Raw genomic sequence first — 14,387 nt, forward strand, 5'->3', positions numbered from 1 at the left:
GGGGCGGGGGCGCGCTGCGCCCGCGGGGGGGCCGGGGGGGCGGGGGCGGGCCGCGGCCGGGGGGGGGCGCCGCCCCCCCCCCCCCCCCGCTTCCGTGTGCGGTCCGCTCAGCTCACCGGTGCGCCGGGAACTCGACGACCTGCTGGTACGTGGGCCGGTTCTGCCACTGCATCGAGCGGTGGGAGATCCCGCCGACGGCGCGGTGCACGATCGTGTCCGCGCACCACTGGTCCCCCGCCTTGCAGGTGTCGTCCCCGGGATAGACCTCGGTCGCGGGCTTCGCGACCGCCGCGGCGAGTGAGGCGAGGAGCGCGTCACGGCAGGACGACAGGTCGCCGGCGCCGCAGTACCTCTTGCCCAGCGCGCCCTGCACGGGCTCGCCGAGGACCGCGCGCAGGTCCTTGTCGACGTAGCCCCACCAGCCGTACTGGAACGCGGATCCGGCGTGCGAGCCGGTCGGTCCGTGGCCGGCCGACGGGGACTCGTCGACGGCGAGCTGACCGGTGAGCGCCTGGTAGAGGTCGCCGCCGAGCCCCGGCTCGAACGCGGCCTTCACGAGGAGCGGCCACCACGCGTCCATGATCCGGACGGCGTCCGGGTGGGCGTACGCCTTCGAGCCGGCGGAGGTCTGGTTGCGCTGCGCCCCGCCCTTGCGCCAGGCCTCCAGCTGCTGCACGGCCTTGGAGAGCGCCGGGTCGGTGATCGGCCCGCTCCTCAGCACCTTCAGGAGTTCGGGCAGGACCTGCTCCCCGCGCAGGTCGGTGACGGCCGCCTCCTCCATGGCCCGGGTGAGGGAGGCGCGGGTGACGCCGCCCTGGGCGGTGAGCTTCTTCACCCGGCCGTCGAGGAGGTCGGCGCGGTGCACGGCGCCGAGGCTGAAGTTGGCGGCGCCGAAGCCCTTGGCCTGCTTGTTGTTCCAGGAGATGTAGTAGTCCTGGTTCACCGAGTGCGGGTGCTGGGCGGGCGGGGTGTGGGCGGACGTGTTGTCGGCCGGGTCGAAGTCCCGCCATTCGTAGGCCTGTTCCGCCTTCACGGGCAGCGACATGTCGACGTTCTCGGCGCGCACCGGGTTGGCACCGCTGTTGTAGTACGCGATGTCCCGGGAGTCCGCGTAGAACCAGTTGAAGGCGTAGCTGATGTGCTGGGCCGCCTTCTGGAAGGAGGCGGCGTCCTTGACGTAGGACGGGTCGTTCAGCATCTGGAAGCCGATGATCGAGTCGGCCTCGTGGCGGTAGGTGGAGCGCAGCGCGGTGTAGGCGACGGGCTTGCCGTCGACGGTGGCGCGGTGCGTGACCACGCCGTACCGGGTGCGGAAGACCTGCATCCGGTAGCTGCCGGCGGCGGTGGAGTCGGCGACGGTCGGCTTCCAGGCGTTCTTCCGCTCCAGCTTCTCCATCGGGGTGCAGGTCCCCCGGTAGAGGTAGGAGGCCGAGGCCTTGGTGGGCGCCGAGCCGTCGGGCTCGCACAGGGGCACCGCGTAGGTGTCGGTGATGTCCTGTCCCGCGGAGGTCGCGGACCAGGCGTAGTCCTGGCCGCGGCCCAGCTGGATGTACATGCCGACGCCGGCGAAGGAGACGCCGCGGGCGCTGATGCCGGGGCCCTGGAGCTCCTGCATCATCAGCAGCTGCGGTGCGAAGTAGCCGGTCTGCGGGCCGAACACGGCGACCGGGTGGCCGGACGCGGTGTGCTTCCCGGAGACGAGGAGGGCGTTCGACATGCCCTTCTTGGAGGCGGAGTCGCGGAACATGTCCTCGGGGAGCACGCCGTCGTCGTACATGCCCTGGAGGGGCTTGAGGCGGGCGGGCGCCTTCACCGGGTCCCGGGTGACAGCGCCGGAGCGCGCGGCGGTGGCGGCCGAGCCGGTGCGGTCGTACACGAGGGGTTCGCGGTCGACGGATCCGGCGTCGGGCAGGGCCTGGCCGCGCGCCTTCGCGGGCTTGGCCCCGTAGGGGAAGCGGGTGCCGTCGTGGATGGTGGTGACGGTCTCCGGGTCGTCGCGCCCGCGGAAGGACTCCCAGATCTCGGTGCCCTTCTCGACGCCGTACTTCTGCTGGGCGGCGAGCAGCGAGAGGGCCGCGTCGACCTCTCCCCCGCCGCCGTTGCCGAACAGTCCGCCGACCACGGAGGCCAGGGCGATCATGTCGGTCACCTTGAACGGCTGGATCTCGCCGATGTTGGTGATCGCGTCGATCTTGCCGGTGAGCACGTACTCGCCAGGGAAGTAGCGCCCCTTCTTGGCCTTCTCGCGGTAGGCGTTGAGCCCGTCGATGTAGGCCTGGGCGTCCTTCATGGCCTGGGCGCCGCGTGCCCCGCCCTCCGTCCTGATCCAGTCGACCTGCTTCTGGAGATCGTCCTCGGTGTAGGGGGCCTGCGGCCAGAACTCCTGCTCGAGTCCCTGGTTCGCGAGGGCGCCGCCGGCGAAGGAGGTCAGCTCGCCGCGGCCGATGTGGCGGAACAGGTCGATGAGCCAGAGGCGGTCCTGACCTGCGGCGTAGCCGGCGCCGAACTCGGTTCCGTAGCGCGTGGAACCTTTGACGTGGGGTACGCCGTTCTTCTTGTCACGGGTGATGGTCACGTCCTCCCGGGGACGCGTGACCGAACCGACCTGACCATTCGGGACCCCGAAGGAGGAGTCGTTGAAGAACTGGGAGAGCGTGTCGTCCGTGAGCGACGGATATCCGGACGACAGCGCGTCGTAGGGACCGAGCTGATCGTCGGCGTGCGCGGGCTGGGTTCCGAACAGCTTGTTGCCGAGGATCTCGACGAGCGTCGCGCTGCCGTTCGCCCCGGGCGGCAGGATGTCCGCGCACTGGCCCGCGCAGTAGTCGGCCGCGGGGGCGGGTTCGTCCGCGGCGGCCGTCGCGTGCGGGGACAGCAGCCCCGCGGTGAGCACGAGCGCCGCGGCGGCCGTAAGTCTCCGCAGGGGGCCACGGGCCCTCCTGCGCGGGGTGGTGCGTGGGGTGCGTCCTCGCATGCCTGGTCCTCCCGACGATGGTGAGCCGGAAGTTACCGGCGGTAGACCGACCGAAGAAGATGAACATGCGTCACGTTTTCAGGATCGCCACAGGGATCACAGAGAGACTCCCCAGACCCACGAGGTGCCGCCGATGGCATCCATCCGGAATCGGATGGATACCGGCGCCCCGAGGAGGGATCCGAATCGCGTGTCGATACGTCTACTCGGCAACGTCGCTTCATGGCTGCGGCGACGCCGACGTACGTGTGACGGAGGTGCAGGGCGATGGCCGGATTCCGGAGTCTGGCAAGACAGGTGCGCGACGCGCGCAACGATCTGGCACTGCGGCGGTACTCACTGCGCAAGTGCCTGGAGAGGTTCGCTCCTTACGGACACCGGGCGACCTGGGACCATCTGTGCTCCCGGGCCGGCTTCGGTCCCGAGGACCGCTCCCCCGACCCGGCCCGCCTGGTCGCGGCCCTGGAGGAGCTGGAGGAGGCGCGGGCCGTGTGGCTCGCGTACGAGGACGACTTCGCCGAGCGGCGGCGCAAGGAGAAGCACGACGGGCTGCGCCGGCCGGGCAGCACGGACGACTGGCACCGGCTGACCTGGGGCGGCTTCGGGGTCGCCTGGTGCGACGACCCGGCCGTCCACCCGGACGAGCCGCTGGCCGACGTGCTGCGCCGGCTGATCTCCGCGCTGGAGCGGGAGCCGGGCCGCGCCTGCCCGGTCTGCGCGGACGACGGCCTGGTCTGGAAGCACGACCTGGCGCACGAGCCGTCCTCGGGACCGGTGTGCACGCACTGCGGCATCGTCGTCCCGCGCCCGGTGCTCACCGCGACGGCCCTCGCGGAGGCCAGGCGCTCCCGGATGCTGGTCTCGGCGTAGACCCGGTCCGCACGGCGCGGCGGGGGTGCGGCCCCATCGAGGCGCACCCCCGGATTCGGCGGCTGCGGACGGGAGTTCAGCCCGGGATGTGTTCGAGGCGCTGCCGGCCGAGCAGATACTTCGGCAGGTACGGCTGGTCCATGTCGAGCGGGAAGTCCATGTCGTGGGCGAGACAGGCGAGGGCCAGCGGGCCGAGGGCCACACGGGCGCCCGGCGCCGCCGAGTCGCCCCAGTACCGGGCGTGATGGCCGAGCGCCTCGGTGAGCGCCTTGCCGAAGGCCTCGTGGTCCTGCGTGAGCAGCCGGTGGAACAGGGCGACGGGCTGGTAGTCGACGAGGTCCAGGAAGTCCTTCGGGGTGCGCGTCGACGCCTCGGGGTGCGAGGTCTCCATCGTGGTGACGAGCTTGGTGACGACGTCGTCCGTGGGGCGGCGCAGCCAGTGGCTCTGCAGCGTGTCGATCCAGTGCAGGACGTAGTCGTCGGCGGGCCCCGCGGCGCGCAGCGTGTCGAGCGGCACCTCGCACAGCCGCGTGGTGCGGTCGCGTTCGCGGGTGACGAGGGTGAGGTAGAAGGCGTCGAGCCAGGCGCGGGCGTCGCCGCGGACCTCGGTGCCGGTGGCGGGGACGGTGTGCTCGGTGTCGCCGAGCATCAGCGTCACGGCCTTGGTCTCGGTGAACAGGGCGGTGCCCAGCTGGAGTGCGGCGACCCACGCGTCCCAGGTCTCGACGCGGTCGGCGTCGGGATCGGCCTCGGCGCTCGCCTGCGCGAGGAGCACCGCGTCGGTGAACGCGTCGGGCAGTCCGTCCGGTGCGGCGTCGAGCGCGTCGATCGAGGCGGCGAGCGACGCGGTGAGGGCGGGCACGTCGACGGGGCGGGCCGTACCGACGAGCCGTCCGGCGCGGTCCAGGCCGCGCAGCAGCCGCAGGATGTCGACGAGTTCGGCCGGGGGCTGCTGGCTGATGGTCTGCCGCTCGTCGTCGATGACGGTGAGCGAGGTGAGCCGGCCCTCGTGCCACCAGTACACGCGCGGCGACAGCGATCCGGGGCCCTCGTCGTGGGCGCGGACGGCGTACGTGGCCAGGTCGTTGACGGCGTCGACGGCGCTGCCGTCGGTGATCGGGTGGAAGGCGAGCAGGTGCCGGGTGGGCGCGACGACGAGGGCGCCCGCGCCGGGCAGCCGCCGGCCGGTGACCTCGGCGGCGAGTTCGGGCAGGAGCAGCGCCTTGCTCGCGACGAACACCGAGTCCCCGTAGACCGAGTGCAGGACGGGGTGCCCGTCGAGCCGCACCTCCTCGTGGCGGAACGGCTCGCGCGACAGGTTGCGGCCCGCGGCCTCCCACAGCGCGTCGAGGTCGCCGGCCCGGGCCACGTCATGGTCGTTCAGCAGGCGCACAGTGGTCGGGGCGTCGAGGGCGAGCGCGAGGTTCAGGCCGGGGGCCACGGCGCGCATGTAGCTGAACTGCCCTGCTCCGTCGGCGGGTACGGCGCCGGGCGCCACGAGGCGCATGCGGGTGCCGGCGAGCAGCTCCTCGGCGCTCTCTCCGCCCTGCGACGCCTCGGCGAGCTGCGCGAACTGCTGCTCGACCAGCTCGGGCCAGGCCTCCTCGGGCGTGACGCGGCAGCGCTGCGCCAGGTTCGTCAGCGGGTGGCGGTGTCCGGCGACCGCCGCGGTGTCCCCTTCGAAGGCGGGCGGCGTCCCGTGCCGCCGCTCCAGGGCGGCGGCGACGAGGCCGCGCAGGCGGTCGGCCTGCGCGGTGGTGAGCACGGGCAGATGAGCGTCAGGCGTGTCGTGTGGTGTCACGGGGTCGACTCTACGAGGCGCGCCGCCGGCACGTCGGACTCGGCCAGGAACCGGAGTTGACGCGTCAGGGCACGATGACGTCCGTCTGTATCGCCATCTTGAACTCGGCGAGGGTCAACGGGACGGCGATCCCGGTGTCCGACGCGCGGGCGCTGATCTTGAGGCCGACCGGGGTGCCCGGGTGTACGAACATCTGCCAGGTGTACGTGCGGTACTGGCCGCCGCCGGTGGCGGAGATGTCCGTGGTGCCGGTCGAGTCGTAGCCGGTGGACTCGCCCAGCGGGTCGCGGACGAAGCGGGCCCGGTACTCGGTGGCGCGGTCGTCGGCCTTCCAGAAGACCAGCGCGGACAGGGTGGCCCACCCGTCGTGGCTCGGCCGGATCAGGCCGGAGTGCGGGTCGGGGTAGCCGGGGCCGCCGGCCGGGTCGTGCATCTTCCAGGGGTCGTAGGACTCCTCGGCCGCCGCGTAGGGGAAGCGCACGAGGTGGTAGCCGTCCTTGTCGTACGTGATCTTCTGGGTCCCCGACCGGGCCGCGTCGTACTTGAGCGAGCAGATCGCGAGGGGCATGGCCAACCACTCCCTTGTCGTCGGACCGGCGACCGTAACAGGGGGAAATCCCGTCGCTCCAGGGGGTTTTCGGTCGGCACAGTCGGTCCCGGAGGGCCCGCTCGGGGCCCTCCGTCCCGAGCACGAGAACGAGGAGCCCCGTGTCATGTCGACGCTGCGCGTCACCGCCGAACCCCTGACCGTCCATCCGCATCCGAACGCCGACGCGCTCGAACTGGCCCAGGTGGGCCTGTACCGGGCCGTCGTCGCCAAGGGCGCCTACCGCACGGGCGAGTTCGCCGTGTATCTGCCGGAGCAGTCGGTGCTGCCCGCGGCGCTGATCGAGGAGCTGGGTCTGACCGGGCGTCTCGCGGGCGGGAACGCGGACCGGGTCAAGGCCGTACGGCTGCGCGGGGAGCTGTCGCAGGGCATCGTGTGCCGGCCCGCGGCGCTCGCGGCGGTGGACCTGGCGGCGGCCGCCGCGGCGGGCACGGACTTCGCGGAGCGGCTCGGGGTGACGAAGTGGGTGCCGCCGGTCCCGCCGACGATGAACGGCGACGTGGAGTCCGCGCCCGAGCTGCTGCCCTGGACGGACATCGAGAACATACGCCGCCACCCCGACGTGTTCGCGCCCGGCGAGCCCGTCGTCGTCACCGAGAAGCTGCACGGCACGGCCTGTCTGGTCACGTACTGCGCGGACGACGGCCGGGTGCGGGTCTCCTCGAAGGGGTTCGGCGCGAAATCGCTGGCCCTGGCCGAGGATCCGCGCAATCTGTACTGGCGCGCGGTGCGCGGCCACGCGGTGGCCGAGGCCGCGGCCCGGCTCGCAGGGCGGCTCGGGGCCACCCGCGTCGGGATCTTCGGCGAGGTGTACGGGGAGGGTGTGCAGGACCTGTCGTACGGGGCGGACGGGCGCCGGGACACGCTCGGCTACGCGGTGTTCGACGTGTCCGCCGAGATCGGCGGGCAGGTGCGCTGGCTGGACGCCGAGGCGCTGCTGGCCGGTGAACTGCCGCTGGTGCCGCGGCTGTTCGCCGGCCCCTTCGACCTCGATCGGGTCCTGGAGCTGGCCGAGGGCCGGGAGACGGTGTCCGGGCGCGGGCTGCACCTGCGGGAGGGCGTCGTGGTGCGCCCGGCGGTCGAGCGGCACAGCCCGGTGACCGGCGGGCGGGCGATCGTCAAGGCGGTCAGCCCGGCGTACCTGACCCGCAAGGGCGGCACCGAGTACGAGTGACGGCCGCGCGGGCCGCGCTCAGGAGGCCCGGCGTTCGCCGAGCAGCCGGGAGCCGGTGAGGCGGTCGCCGAAGACGTCGTCCGGGTTGGACAGGACGCAGGTGTCCAGGGAGAGGCAGCCGCAGCCGATGCAGTCGGTCAGGTGGTCGCGCAGCCGGTTGAGCTGCTTCAGCCGCTCGTCCAGCTCGGCCCGCCAGGCCTCCGAGAGGCGCGCCCAGTCCTCCTTGGTCGGGGTGCGCTCCTCGGGGAGCTCGGCGAGCGCGTCGCGGATCGTGGCGAGCGGGATGCCGACGCGCTGGGCGGCGCGGATGAAGGCGACGCGGCGCAGGGTGTCACGGCAGTAGCGGCGCTGGTTGCCGGAGGTGCGGCGGCTGTTGATCAGGCCCTTGGACTCGTAGAAGTGCAGGGCGGACACGGCGGCGCCGCTGCGGGCCGAGAGCTGGCCGACGGTGAGCTCGTGGATCTTCTCCGGAATCTGAGGCACCCGCCCGAGCCTAGTCCTCGGCCGTGGACGTTGTTAGCATGCCGAGAAGACTGAGCAAGCGCTTAGACATACGGACACGGAGGCCACTGAACATGGCGGAGCCGCGGGTTTTCAAGAGTGCCGACGAGCTGAAGGGCGCCGTGGGCGAGCAGCTCGGGTACAGCGACTGGGCCGAGATCACGCAGGAGCGGATCAATCAGTTCGCCGACGCCACGGGTGATCACCAGTGGATCCACGTCGACCCGGAGCGGGCGAAGGACGGCCCGTTCGGCACGACCATCGCCCACGGGTATCTGACCCTGTCGCTGCTGCCGCTGTTCGGCCCGCAGCTGATCACGGTCGAGGACATGAAGATGGGCGTCAACTACGGGACGAACAAGGTGCGCTTCCCCGCCCCGGTCCCCGTCGGCTCGCGGCTGCGCGCGAGCGCGACGATCACGAACGTGGAGGACGTGGCGGGCGGCGTCCAGGTGTCGGTGGCCTTCACCGTGGAGCGCGAGGGCGGCGACAAGCCGGTCTGCGTCGCCGAGTCGGTGTCCCGCTACTACCTCTGAGCGGCCCTACCGCGGGGCGGCCCCCACCATCCTGAGCACGAGGTCGGCGTAGAGCGCGCCGACCTCGTCGGGCGTGCGCCGCCCCTGCTCGTTGAACCAGCGGGCCACGTCGATGCAGAGCGAGAGGATCGCGACGGTCGTGCCGGACACGTCCGGGACGTCGAACTCGCCGGAGGCCACGCCGTCCGCGATGATCTCGCGCACCGTGGCGTCGCTGCGCCGGCGCAGGTCCACGATCTCCGGCCGGTGCTCCTCGCCGAGCGAGTCCAGCTCGTACTGGACGACGCGGGCCGTCATGTGGTGACCCGCGTGCCAGCGCACGAAGGAGCGGACCGCCTCGGCGAGCCGCTCGGCGGCGGTGCCGTCCGCGTCGGCGGCGGAGCGCAGCACCTCGAGCGCCTTCTCGTGGCCGATGCGGCTGATGCGGAGGAGGAGCTCCTCCTTGGTCTTGTAGTGGATGTAGAGCGCGGCCGGGCTCATGCCGGCGCGGCTCGCGATGTCGCGGGTCGTCGTGGCGTGGTAGCCGCGCTCCGCGAAGGCCTCGACGGCGGCGACCAGGAGTCGCCGCGCCGCGTCCGGGGTGACCTCGCCCCACGGCATCCCGTCCGCGGCCTGGGTGTCGGTCCGCTCGTCGTGCGTCATCGCTGCGCTCGCTCCTCCCGTGGGGTGTGGAGGGCTCACCTTACCTGCCACGGTGAGCGAGCGCTTAGGCCCTGCGGGGTCCGGATCAGACGACCGGCTTGAAGGGATCGTGCTCGGCGAGGATCTTGTCGAGGCGGGCCTGGTCGACGCGGCTGACCAACTGGTCGGCCTCCTGCCGGTCCCGGACGACCTTGGCCAGGGTGAACGCCGAGGTCGTGAGGTACAGGACCGCGATCGCCAGGAAGGCCCGCACCCAGCCGCTCGCGTCGAGGCTGTAGATGCCGATGCCGGTCGCCCCGAGAGCGACGGCGAAGGACGCGACGGCCTGGCCGTAGTAGGCGGTGGTGTTGCGCTGCTTGACCGTTGTCTCACTCATGCGGGACAGCATGGAGCGGATGTGGCTGCCGTCACATCCGCTCCCGTACTCAGCTCGGCGCCTAGGTACTCGGCGTACTCAGAACGCGGAGACGCCCGTGAGCGCGCGGCCGATGATCAGCTTCTGGATCTGGCTGGTGCCCTCGTACAGGGTCATGACGCGGGCGTCGCGCAGCAGCTTGCCGACCGGGTACTCGTCGATGTAGCCGTAGCCGCCGAAGACCTGGAGGGCGTTGTTCGCGCAGCGCACGGCGGCCTCGGAGGCGTAGAGCTTCGCCTTGGAGGCGGCGGTCGCGAAGTCCTCGCCCCGGTCGATGAGGTCGGCCACGCGCCAGGTGAGCAGCCGGGCCGCGTCGACGTCGACCGCGATGTCGCTGATCAGCTCCTGCACCAGCTGGTACGAGGCGATGGACTTGCCGAACTGTTCGCGCTCGCCCGCGTACCCGACGGCGGCGTCGAGGGCCGCCTGGGCGATGCCGACGCAGCCGGCGGCCACCGACATGCGGCCCTTGGCGAGCGCGGACATGGCGATGGAGAAGCCCTTGCCCTCGGGGCCGAGCAGCGCCGAGGCGGGGACACGGACGTCCTCCAGGACCAGCTCGGCGGTGGCCTGGCCGCGCAGTCCGAGCTTGCCGTGGATGGTGCGGCGGGTCAGGCCGGGGGTGTCGGTGGGGACGAGGAAGGCGCTGACGCCCTTGTGTCCGGGGGCGTCGGTGGAGCGGGCGAAGAGCAGGACGACGTCGGCCCAGGTGCCGTTCGTGATGAACATCTTGGAGCCGTTGATCACGTAGTCGTCGCCGTCGCGCACGGCCCGGGTCGTCAGGTTCCCCGCGTCGGAGCCGGTGCCGGGCTCGGTGAGGCCGAAGCAGCCGAGGGCCTCGCCCGCGGTGAGCCGGGGCAGCCAGGCCCGCTTCTGCTCCTCGGTGCCGTAGGACCGGATCGTCTTGGAGACCAGGCCGAGGGAGACCGAGACGATGCCGCGCACCGAGGAGTCGCCGCGGCCGAGTTCCTCGGTGACCAGGCAGTACGCGAGGTGGTCGCCGCCCGAGCCGCCGTACTCCTCGTCGATGGTCAGGCCCAGGAAGCCGACCTCGCCGAGCTTCTTGACGATGCCGCGGTCGACCTCCTCGGCGCGGTCCCAGGCCACGACGTTCGGCGCGATCTCGCGGTCGACGAAATCCTTGGCGAGCCGGCGTACGGCCGCCTGCTCCTCGCTCAGCTCCAGATCCACGGCCCGACTCCCAGGTGTGCGCCAGCACCAATAAATTAGCACTGCTAGTTTTTCGCTGTCAGCCCTACTATGTGCCGCATGGCCCGACCGCGCAAGCCCCTGCTGAGCACCGACCGCATCGTCGACGCGGCCCGTGCCCTCGTCGACGCCGAGGGCCTCGCCGCCGTCTCCACCCGCCGGCTCGCCGCCGAGCTCGGGGTCAGCGGACCGTCGCTCTACAACCACTTCCGCACGAAGGACCAGATCCTCGGGGCCGTCGCCGACTCGGTGAGCGCGCAGGTCGACCTGTCGATGTTCGACGCCGCGGACGAGCGGGACTGGCGGACGGCGCTGCACGACTGGGCCGTCTCCTACCGGGCCGCGCTGCGCGAGCACCCGAACATCGTGCCGGTGATGGCGCAGGGCCCCGGCCGCCGTCCGGCCGGGCTGCGGCTCGCCGACGCGGTGTTCGGCGCGATGGTCGACGCCGGGTGGCCGCCCGCGCAGGCCACCTCCATCGGCGCCCTGATGCGGTACTTCGTGATGGGTTCGGCGCTCGGCTCGTTCGCGGGCGGCTTCGTCGACGACGAGGCGGCGTACGACCCGGCCGACTATCCGCACCTCGGCCAGGCCCATCTCCTCGCGGAGCGGCAGGAACAGGTCGACGAGCGGGCCTTCGAGACGGGGCTCGCGGCGCTGCTCGACGGTCTTGCCGTGCAGTACGCGCAGGTGGCGGCGGCCGCTCCCTGATATTGCGGCGACGGCCGAACCGTCGCGGGCCCATCCTTGGGTCATGGCTGCTTCCCAGGAACCCGGCGCCCCCCGACTCGCGGCGCTCGCCGCGCTGTTCGCCGACGAGACGCGGGCCTCGTTCCTGCTCGCGCTGCTCGACGGGCGGGCCTGGACGGCGGGTGAGCTCGCGCGGCACGCGGGCGTCGCCCCGTCCACCGCGAGCGAGCATCTCGGCCGGCTCGTCGCGGGCGGGCTGCTCGCCGAGGAGCGGCAGGGCAGGCACCGGTACGTACGGCTCGCCGACGCGCGGGTCGCCGAGCTCGTCGAGGGCCTCGCCGCCTACGCGGTGCCAGGCGGGGGCGAGCCGCGGTCCCGGTCGCTGCGGGCCGCTTCCGTGCGGGACGCGCTGGCGCGCGGGCGGACCTGTTACGACCATCTCGCGGGGCGGCTCGGGGTGTCGGTGACCGAGGCGATGGCCGGGCGGGGGCTGCTGCGGGTCGACTCCGGGTTCTCGCTGACGGAGGCGGGGTTCGGGTGGTTCCGGTCGCTGGGCATCGCACTCGGGGCGGGGGGTGGGCGGCGGCCGCTCGTACGGGGGTGTCTGGACTGGACCGAGCGGCGGCCTCATCTCGCGGGGGCGGCGGGGGCGGCGCTCTGCTCTCACGTGCTGGAATCCGGCTGGGCCGAGCGCTTCGGTTCGGGGCGGGCGGTTCGGCTGACGCCCGCCGGAACCGAGGCGCTCCGCACGGAGCTGGAACTACCCACGCTGGATTGACACCCGCCCGTTCTTCGTCTGCGGGCCGGTGGGGCTTCTCGCGCAGTTCCCCGCGCCCCTGACATGCAGGCGCTGCGCGCCGCATTTCCCCGATCAAGGTGCCGGGCGCCTTTCATCGAGGGAAGGCGCGGCCAGCCCCCTCCGACCCGCACTCGCCCACGCACCGACCACCACCCACGAACAAAGGAGTCACCCCACCATGAGAACCCTGCGATCCGGGCCGGCGGCAGCCGTGGTCACCGTCGTCCTGTGGGCCTCCGCCTTCGTCGGGATCCGGAGCGCCGGCGCGCACTACTCCCCGGGCGCCCTCGCCCTGGGACGGCTGCTGGCCGGCGCCGCCGTGCTCGGCGTCATCTGCGCGGCCCGGCGCGAAGGCCTGCCCCCGCGCAGCGCCTGGCGCGGGATCGCCGTGTCGGGCGTGCTCTGGTTCGGGGTGTACATGGTCGCCCTCAACTGGGGCGAGCAGCAGGTCGACGCGGGTACGGCCGCGCTCGTCGTGAACATCGGCCCGATCCTCGTCGCGCTGCTCTCCTCCCGGTTCCTCGGCGACCCGCTGCCGCCCCGGCTGCTCGCGGGGATGGCGGTGTCGTTCGCGGGCGCCGTGGCCGTCGGTCTGTCCCTGTCCGGTGAGGGCCGCGCCTCTGTGCTCGGGGTCGGCCTGTGTCTGATCGCGGCGGTCGGCTACGCCTGCGGTGTCGTCGCGCAGAAGCCCGCGCTCGGACACGCCAGCGCACTGCAGGTGACGACGTTCGGCTGTCTGATCGGGGCGGTGGCGTGCCTGCCGTTCACCGGACAGCTGGTGCACGACGCGGCCCGGGCGCCCGCCGGGGCCACCCTCGGCATGCTGTATCTGGGCGTGTTCCCGACCGCGCTGGCCTTCACGACGTGGGCGTACGCGCTGGCCCGTACGACCGCGAGCAGGATGGGCGCGACGACGTACGCGGTGCCCGCCCTCGTGGTGCTGATGTCGTGGGCGGCGCTCGACGAGGTGCCGGGTCCGGTGACGCTCGGCGGCGGGGCGTTGTGCCTGGCCGGGGTGGCGGTGGCGCGTTCCCGGCCCCGGAACGCGGTGAAATCGGCCCCCGCGCCCGCCACGTCCCAGAAGTAGCTGTACAGTCCCTCCGCCGGACTTGGGCAACATGGTCGTCACGCGGGAGCGGCACATGGCAGGCGTGGTGGACGCCGCAATTCACCCCGAATCGGGGCGTAGTCGGGTTTCGGATTGCATGCAGTTCGCACTGCGGGTGCTGCGGGGACTGGGTCAGGTGACCTTCGTACCGCGCGCGCTGACCGGAGCCCTGTTCGTCGTGGCGCTGTTCGCCGCCGGATGGGAGTACGGGCTGTACGGGCTCGGCGGAGCCGTCGTCGGCACGGCGATCGCCGCCCTGCTCGGGGTCGAGCGGGAGCGGGTCACCCAGGGCCTGGAGGGCTTCAACTCCTGCCTGGTGGGCGTGAGCTGTGCCGTGTTCCTGCGCCCGGAGCGCCCGGCGACCGTGCTGGTCGCGCTGCTCGGGTGCGCCGTCGTGACCGTGGTGACCGCCGCGGCGGGACGGGCCCTGGACGCGTGGGGACTGCCCGCGCTGACCCTGCCGTTCTGCGCGGTGGCGAGCGCCGTGGCGCTGGCCGCCCCCGCGTTCCCCCGGGTGTGGACCGGGGGCGGACTCGCCGCGCTGCCGGGCCCGGTGGAGCTCGGCGCGAAGGGTCCGGGCCCGGCCGAGCTGGCGCAGGGGTTCCTCGCCGGTTTCGGCCAGATCTTCCTGATGCCGCAGTGGTACGTGGGGGCGTTCGTCTTCGCGGGGCTGCTCGCGGCGGGACCGCGGGTGGCCGGGGTCGCCGCGCTCGGCAACCTCGTGGGCATGGTGACGGCGGGGCTGCTGGGCACGCCCGCCGAGCGGCTCGCCGAGGGCACGTCCGGGTACAACGCGATCCTGGTGGCGCTCGCGCTGGGCGGGGTGTTCCTGGAGTTCGGGCCGCGCACGCTGGTCTACGCGCTGGCGGGGGCCGCCGCCTCGACGGCGTTCGCCCCGGCGCTCGGGGCGCTCGCGGCGCCGGCCGGCGGGCACGCGCTGACCTGGCCGTTCGTGCTGACGACGCTGGCGTTCCTGGCGGCGGCGCGGTCCTTCCCGACGCTGACCGAGCGTGGATCCGGGCCCGCCCCGGCGCAGGCGGGCCCGGATCCAGGGGCGTGAG

14 protein-coding genes are annotated in these 14,387 nt (G+C 72.8%); 7 read left to right on the top strand and 7 right to left on the bottom strand.

Annotated features, from left to right (window positions below; translation table 11 throughout):
* Positions 1 to 112: 112 nt before the first annotated feature.
* A complete protein-coding gene (locus tag ACFW9D_RS22495) occupies positions 113 to 2,974 on the bottom strand; it encodes a penicillin acylase family protein (protein ID WP_384624170.1) in 2,862 nt (953 codons plus the stop codon).
* Positions 2,975 to 3,241: 267 nt separating this feature from the next.
* Here ACFW9D_RS22495 and ACFW9D_RS22500 point away from each other — a divergent pair, with 267 nt between their 5' ends.
* Positions 3,242 to 3,844 (top strand): hypothetical protein, encoded by a 603-nt coding sequence (locus tag ACFW9D_RS22500; RefSeq protein WP_188339818.1) that lies wholly within the window; start codon positions 3,242 to 3,244, stop codon positions 3,842 to 3,844.
* 76 nt (positions 3,845 to 3,920) lie between these two features.
* On the opposite strand, the gene ACFW9D_RS22505 is transcribed toward ACFW9D_RS22500, so the two are convergent.
* Positions 3,921 to 5,645 (bottom strand): immunity 49 family protein, encoded by a 1,725-nt coding sequence (locus ACFW9D_RS22505; protein WP_384624172.1) that lies wholly within the window; start codon positions 5,643 to 5,645, stop codon positions 3,921 to 3,923.
* A 64-nt stretch (positions 5,646 to 5,709) separates the two neighbouring features.
* Positions 5,710 to 6,213: a hypothetical protein gene (locus ACFW9D_RS22510; protein WP_188339816.1), complete on the bottom strand. Its 504-nt coding sequence runs from the start codon at positions 6,211 to 6,213 to the stop codon at positions 5,710 to 5,712.
* Between the two features lie 145 nt (positions 6,214 to 6,358).
* Between ACFW9D_RS22510 and ACFW9D_RS22515 the strand changes: the two genes are divergently transcribed.
* Positions 6,359 to 7,426 carry an RNA ligase (ATP) gene (locus ACFW9D_RS22515; RefSeq protein WP_384624173.1) on the top strand — a complete coding sequence of 356 codons (1,068 nt, stop codon included), beginning with the start codon at positions 6,359 to 6,361 and terminating at the stop codon, positions 7,424 to 7,426.
* 18 nt (positions 7,427 to 7,444) lie between these two features.
* On the opposite strand, the gene soxR is transcribed toward ACFW9D_RS22515, so the two are convergent.
* The gene (soxR, locus tag ACFW9D_RS22520; RefSeq protein WP_188339815.1) at positions 7,445 to 7,909 is read right to left on the bottom strand and encodes a redox-sensitive transcriptional activator SoxR; all 465 of its coding nucleotides are present in this window, start codon (positions 7,907 to 7,909) and stop codon (positions 7,445 to 7,447) included.
* Between the two features lie 92 nt (positions 7,910 to 8,001).
* On the opposite strand from soxR, the gene ACFW9D_RS22525 reads away from it, so the two are divergent.
* The gene (locus ACFW9D_RS22525) at positions 8,002 to 8,463 is read left to right on the top strand and encodes a MaoC family dehydratase (RefSeq protein WP_384624175.1); all 462 of its coding nucleotides are present in this window, start codon (positions 8,002 to 8,004) and stop codon (positions 8,461 to 8,463) included.
* 6 nt (positions 8,464 to 8,469) lie between these two features.
* Here ACFW9D_RS22525 and ACFW9D_RS22530 read toward each other — a convergent pair whose 3' ends face one another.
* The 3 genes from ACFW9D_RS22530 to ACFW9D_RS22540 all read right to left on the bottom strand — a co-directional run bounded on the left by ACFW9D_RS22530 (position 8,470) and on the right by ACFW9D_RS22540 (position 10,711).
* Positions 8,470 to 9,105 (bottom strand): TetR/AcrR family transcriptional regulator, encoded by a 636-nt coding sequence (locus ACFW9D_RS22530; RefSeq protein WP_384624176.1) that lies wholly within the window; start codon positions 9,103 to 9,105, stop codon positions 8,470 to 8,472.
* A gap of 85 nt (positions 9,106 to 9,190) precedes the next feature.
* On the bottom strand, positions 9,191 to 9,481 hold the full coding sequence (locus tag ACFW9D_RS22535; RefSeq protein ID WP_262928318.1) for a YiaA/YiaB family inner membrane protein: 291 nt from the start codon (positions 9,479 to 9,481) through the stop codon (positions 9,191 to 9,193).
* Positions 9,482 to 9,559: 78 nt separating this feature from the next.
* Positions 9,560 to 10,711, bottom strand: a complete 1,152-nt coding sequence (locus tag ACFW9D_RS22540) for an acyl-CoA dehydrogenase family protein (RefSeq protein WP_384624179.1) — start codon at positions 10,709 to 10,711, stop codon at positions 9,560 to 9,562.
* Between the two features lie 78 nt (positions 10,712 to 10,789).
* On the opposite strand from ACFW9D_RS22540, the gene ACFW9D_RS22545 reads away from it, so the two are divergent.
* From ACFW9D_RS22545 to ACFW9D_RS22560, 4 genes are all read left to right on the top strand, one after another.
* The gene (locus ACFW9D_RS22545) at positions 10,790 to 11,440 is read left to right on the top strand and encodes a TetR/AcrR family transcriptional regulator (RefSeq protein WP_384624181.1); all 651 of its coding nucleotides are present in this window, start codon (positions 10,790 to 10,792) and stop codon (positions 11,438 to 11,440) included.
* 43 nt (positions 11,441 to 11,483) lie between these two features.
* Positions 11,484 to 12,197, top strand: a complete 714-nt coding sequence (locus tag ACFW9D_RS22550) for an ArsR/SmtB family transcription factor (protein WP_384624182.1) — start codon at positions 11,484 to 11,486, stop codon at positions 12,195 to 12,197.
* Between the two features lie 199 nt (positions 12,198 to 12,396).
* Positions 12,397 to 13,305 carry a DMT family transporter gene (locus tag ACFW9D_RS22555; protein ID WP_384624184.1) on the top strand — a complete coding sequence of 303 codons (909 nt, stop codon included), beginning with the start codon at positions 12,397 to 12,399 and terminating at the stop codon, positions 13,303 to 13,305.
* Positions 13,306 to 13,423: 118 nt separating this feature from the next.
* Positions 13,424 to 14,386 (top strand): urea transporter, encoded by a 963-nt coding sequence (locus ACFW9D_RS22560; protein WP_384624186.1) that lies wholly within the window; start codon positions 13,424 to 13,426, stop codon positions 14,384 to 14,386.
* Position 14,387 lies beyond the last annotated feature (1 nt).

This window comes from Streptomyces sp. NPDC059524 (assembly GCF_042749255.1).
Taxonomy (GTDB): Bacteria; Actinomycetota; Actinomycetes; order Streptomycetales; family Streptomycetaceae; genus Streptomyces; species Streptomyces xanthii.

What these genes read in the sequence shown, in the direction of transcription:
- ACFW9D_RS22495 (WP_384624170.1), bottom strand. Translation starts at nt 2,974, where the DNA reads ATGCGAGGACGCACCCCACGCACCACCCCGCGCAGGAGGGCCCGTGGC.
- ACFW9D_RS22500 (WP_188339818.1), top strand. Translation starts at nt 3,242, where the DNA reads ATGGCCGGATTCCGGAGTCTGGCAAGACAGGTGCGCGACGCGCGCAAC.
- ACFW9D_RS22510 (WP_188339816.1), bottom strand. Translation starts at nt 6,213, where the DNA reads ATGCCCCTCGCGATCTGCTCGCTCAAGTACGACGCGGCCCGGTCGGGG.
- ACFW9D_RS22515 (WP_384624173.1), top strand. Translation starts at nt 6,359, where the DNA reads ATGTCGACGCTGCGCGTCACCGCCGAACCCCTGACCGTCCATCCGCAT.
- ACFW9D_RS22525 (WP_384624175.1), top strand. Translation starts at nt 8,002, where the DNA reads ATGGCGGAGCCGCGGGTTTTCAAGAGTGCCGACGAGCTGAAGGGCGCC.
- ACFW9D_RS22530 (WP_384624176.1), bottom strand. Translation starts at nt 9,105, where the DNA reads ATGACGCACGACGAGCGGACCGACACCCAGGCCGCGGACGGGATGCCG.
- ACFW9D_RS22535 (WP_262928318.1), bottom strand. Translation starts at nt 9,481, where the DNA reads ATGAGTGAGACAACGGTCAAGCAGCGCAACACCACCGCCTACTACGGC.
- ACFW9D_RS22545 (WP_384624181.1), top strand. Translation starts at nt 10,790, where the DNA reads ATGGCCCGACCGCGCAAGCCCCTGCTGAGCACCGACCGCATCGTCGAC.
- ACFW9D_RS22550 (WP_384624182.1), top strand. Translation starts at nt 11,484, where the DNA reads ATGGCTGCTTCCCAGGAACCCGGCGCCCCCCGACTCGCGGCGCTCGCC.
- ACFW9D_RS22555 (WP_384624184.1), top strand. Translation starts at nt 12,397, where the DNA reads ATGAGAACCCTGCGATCCGGGCCGGCGGCAGCCGTGGTCACCGTCGTC.
- ACFW9D_RS22560 (WP_384624186.1), top strand. Translation starts at nt 13,424, where the DNA reads ATGCAGTTCGCACTGCGGGTGCTGCGGGGACTGGGTCAGGTGACCTTC.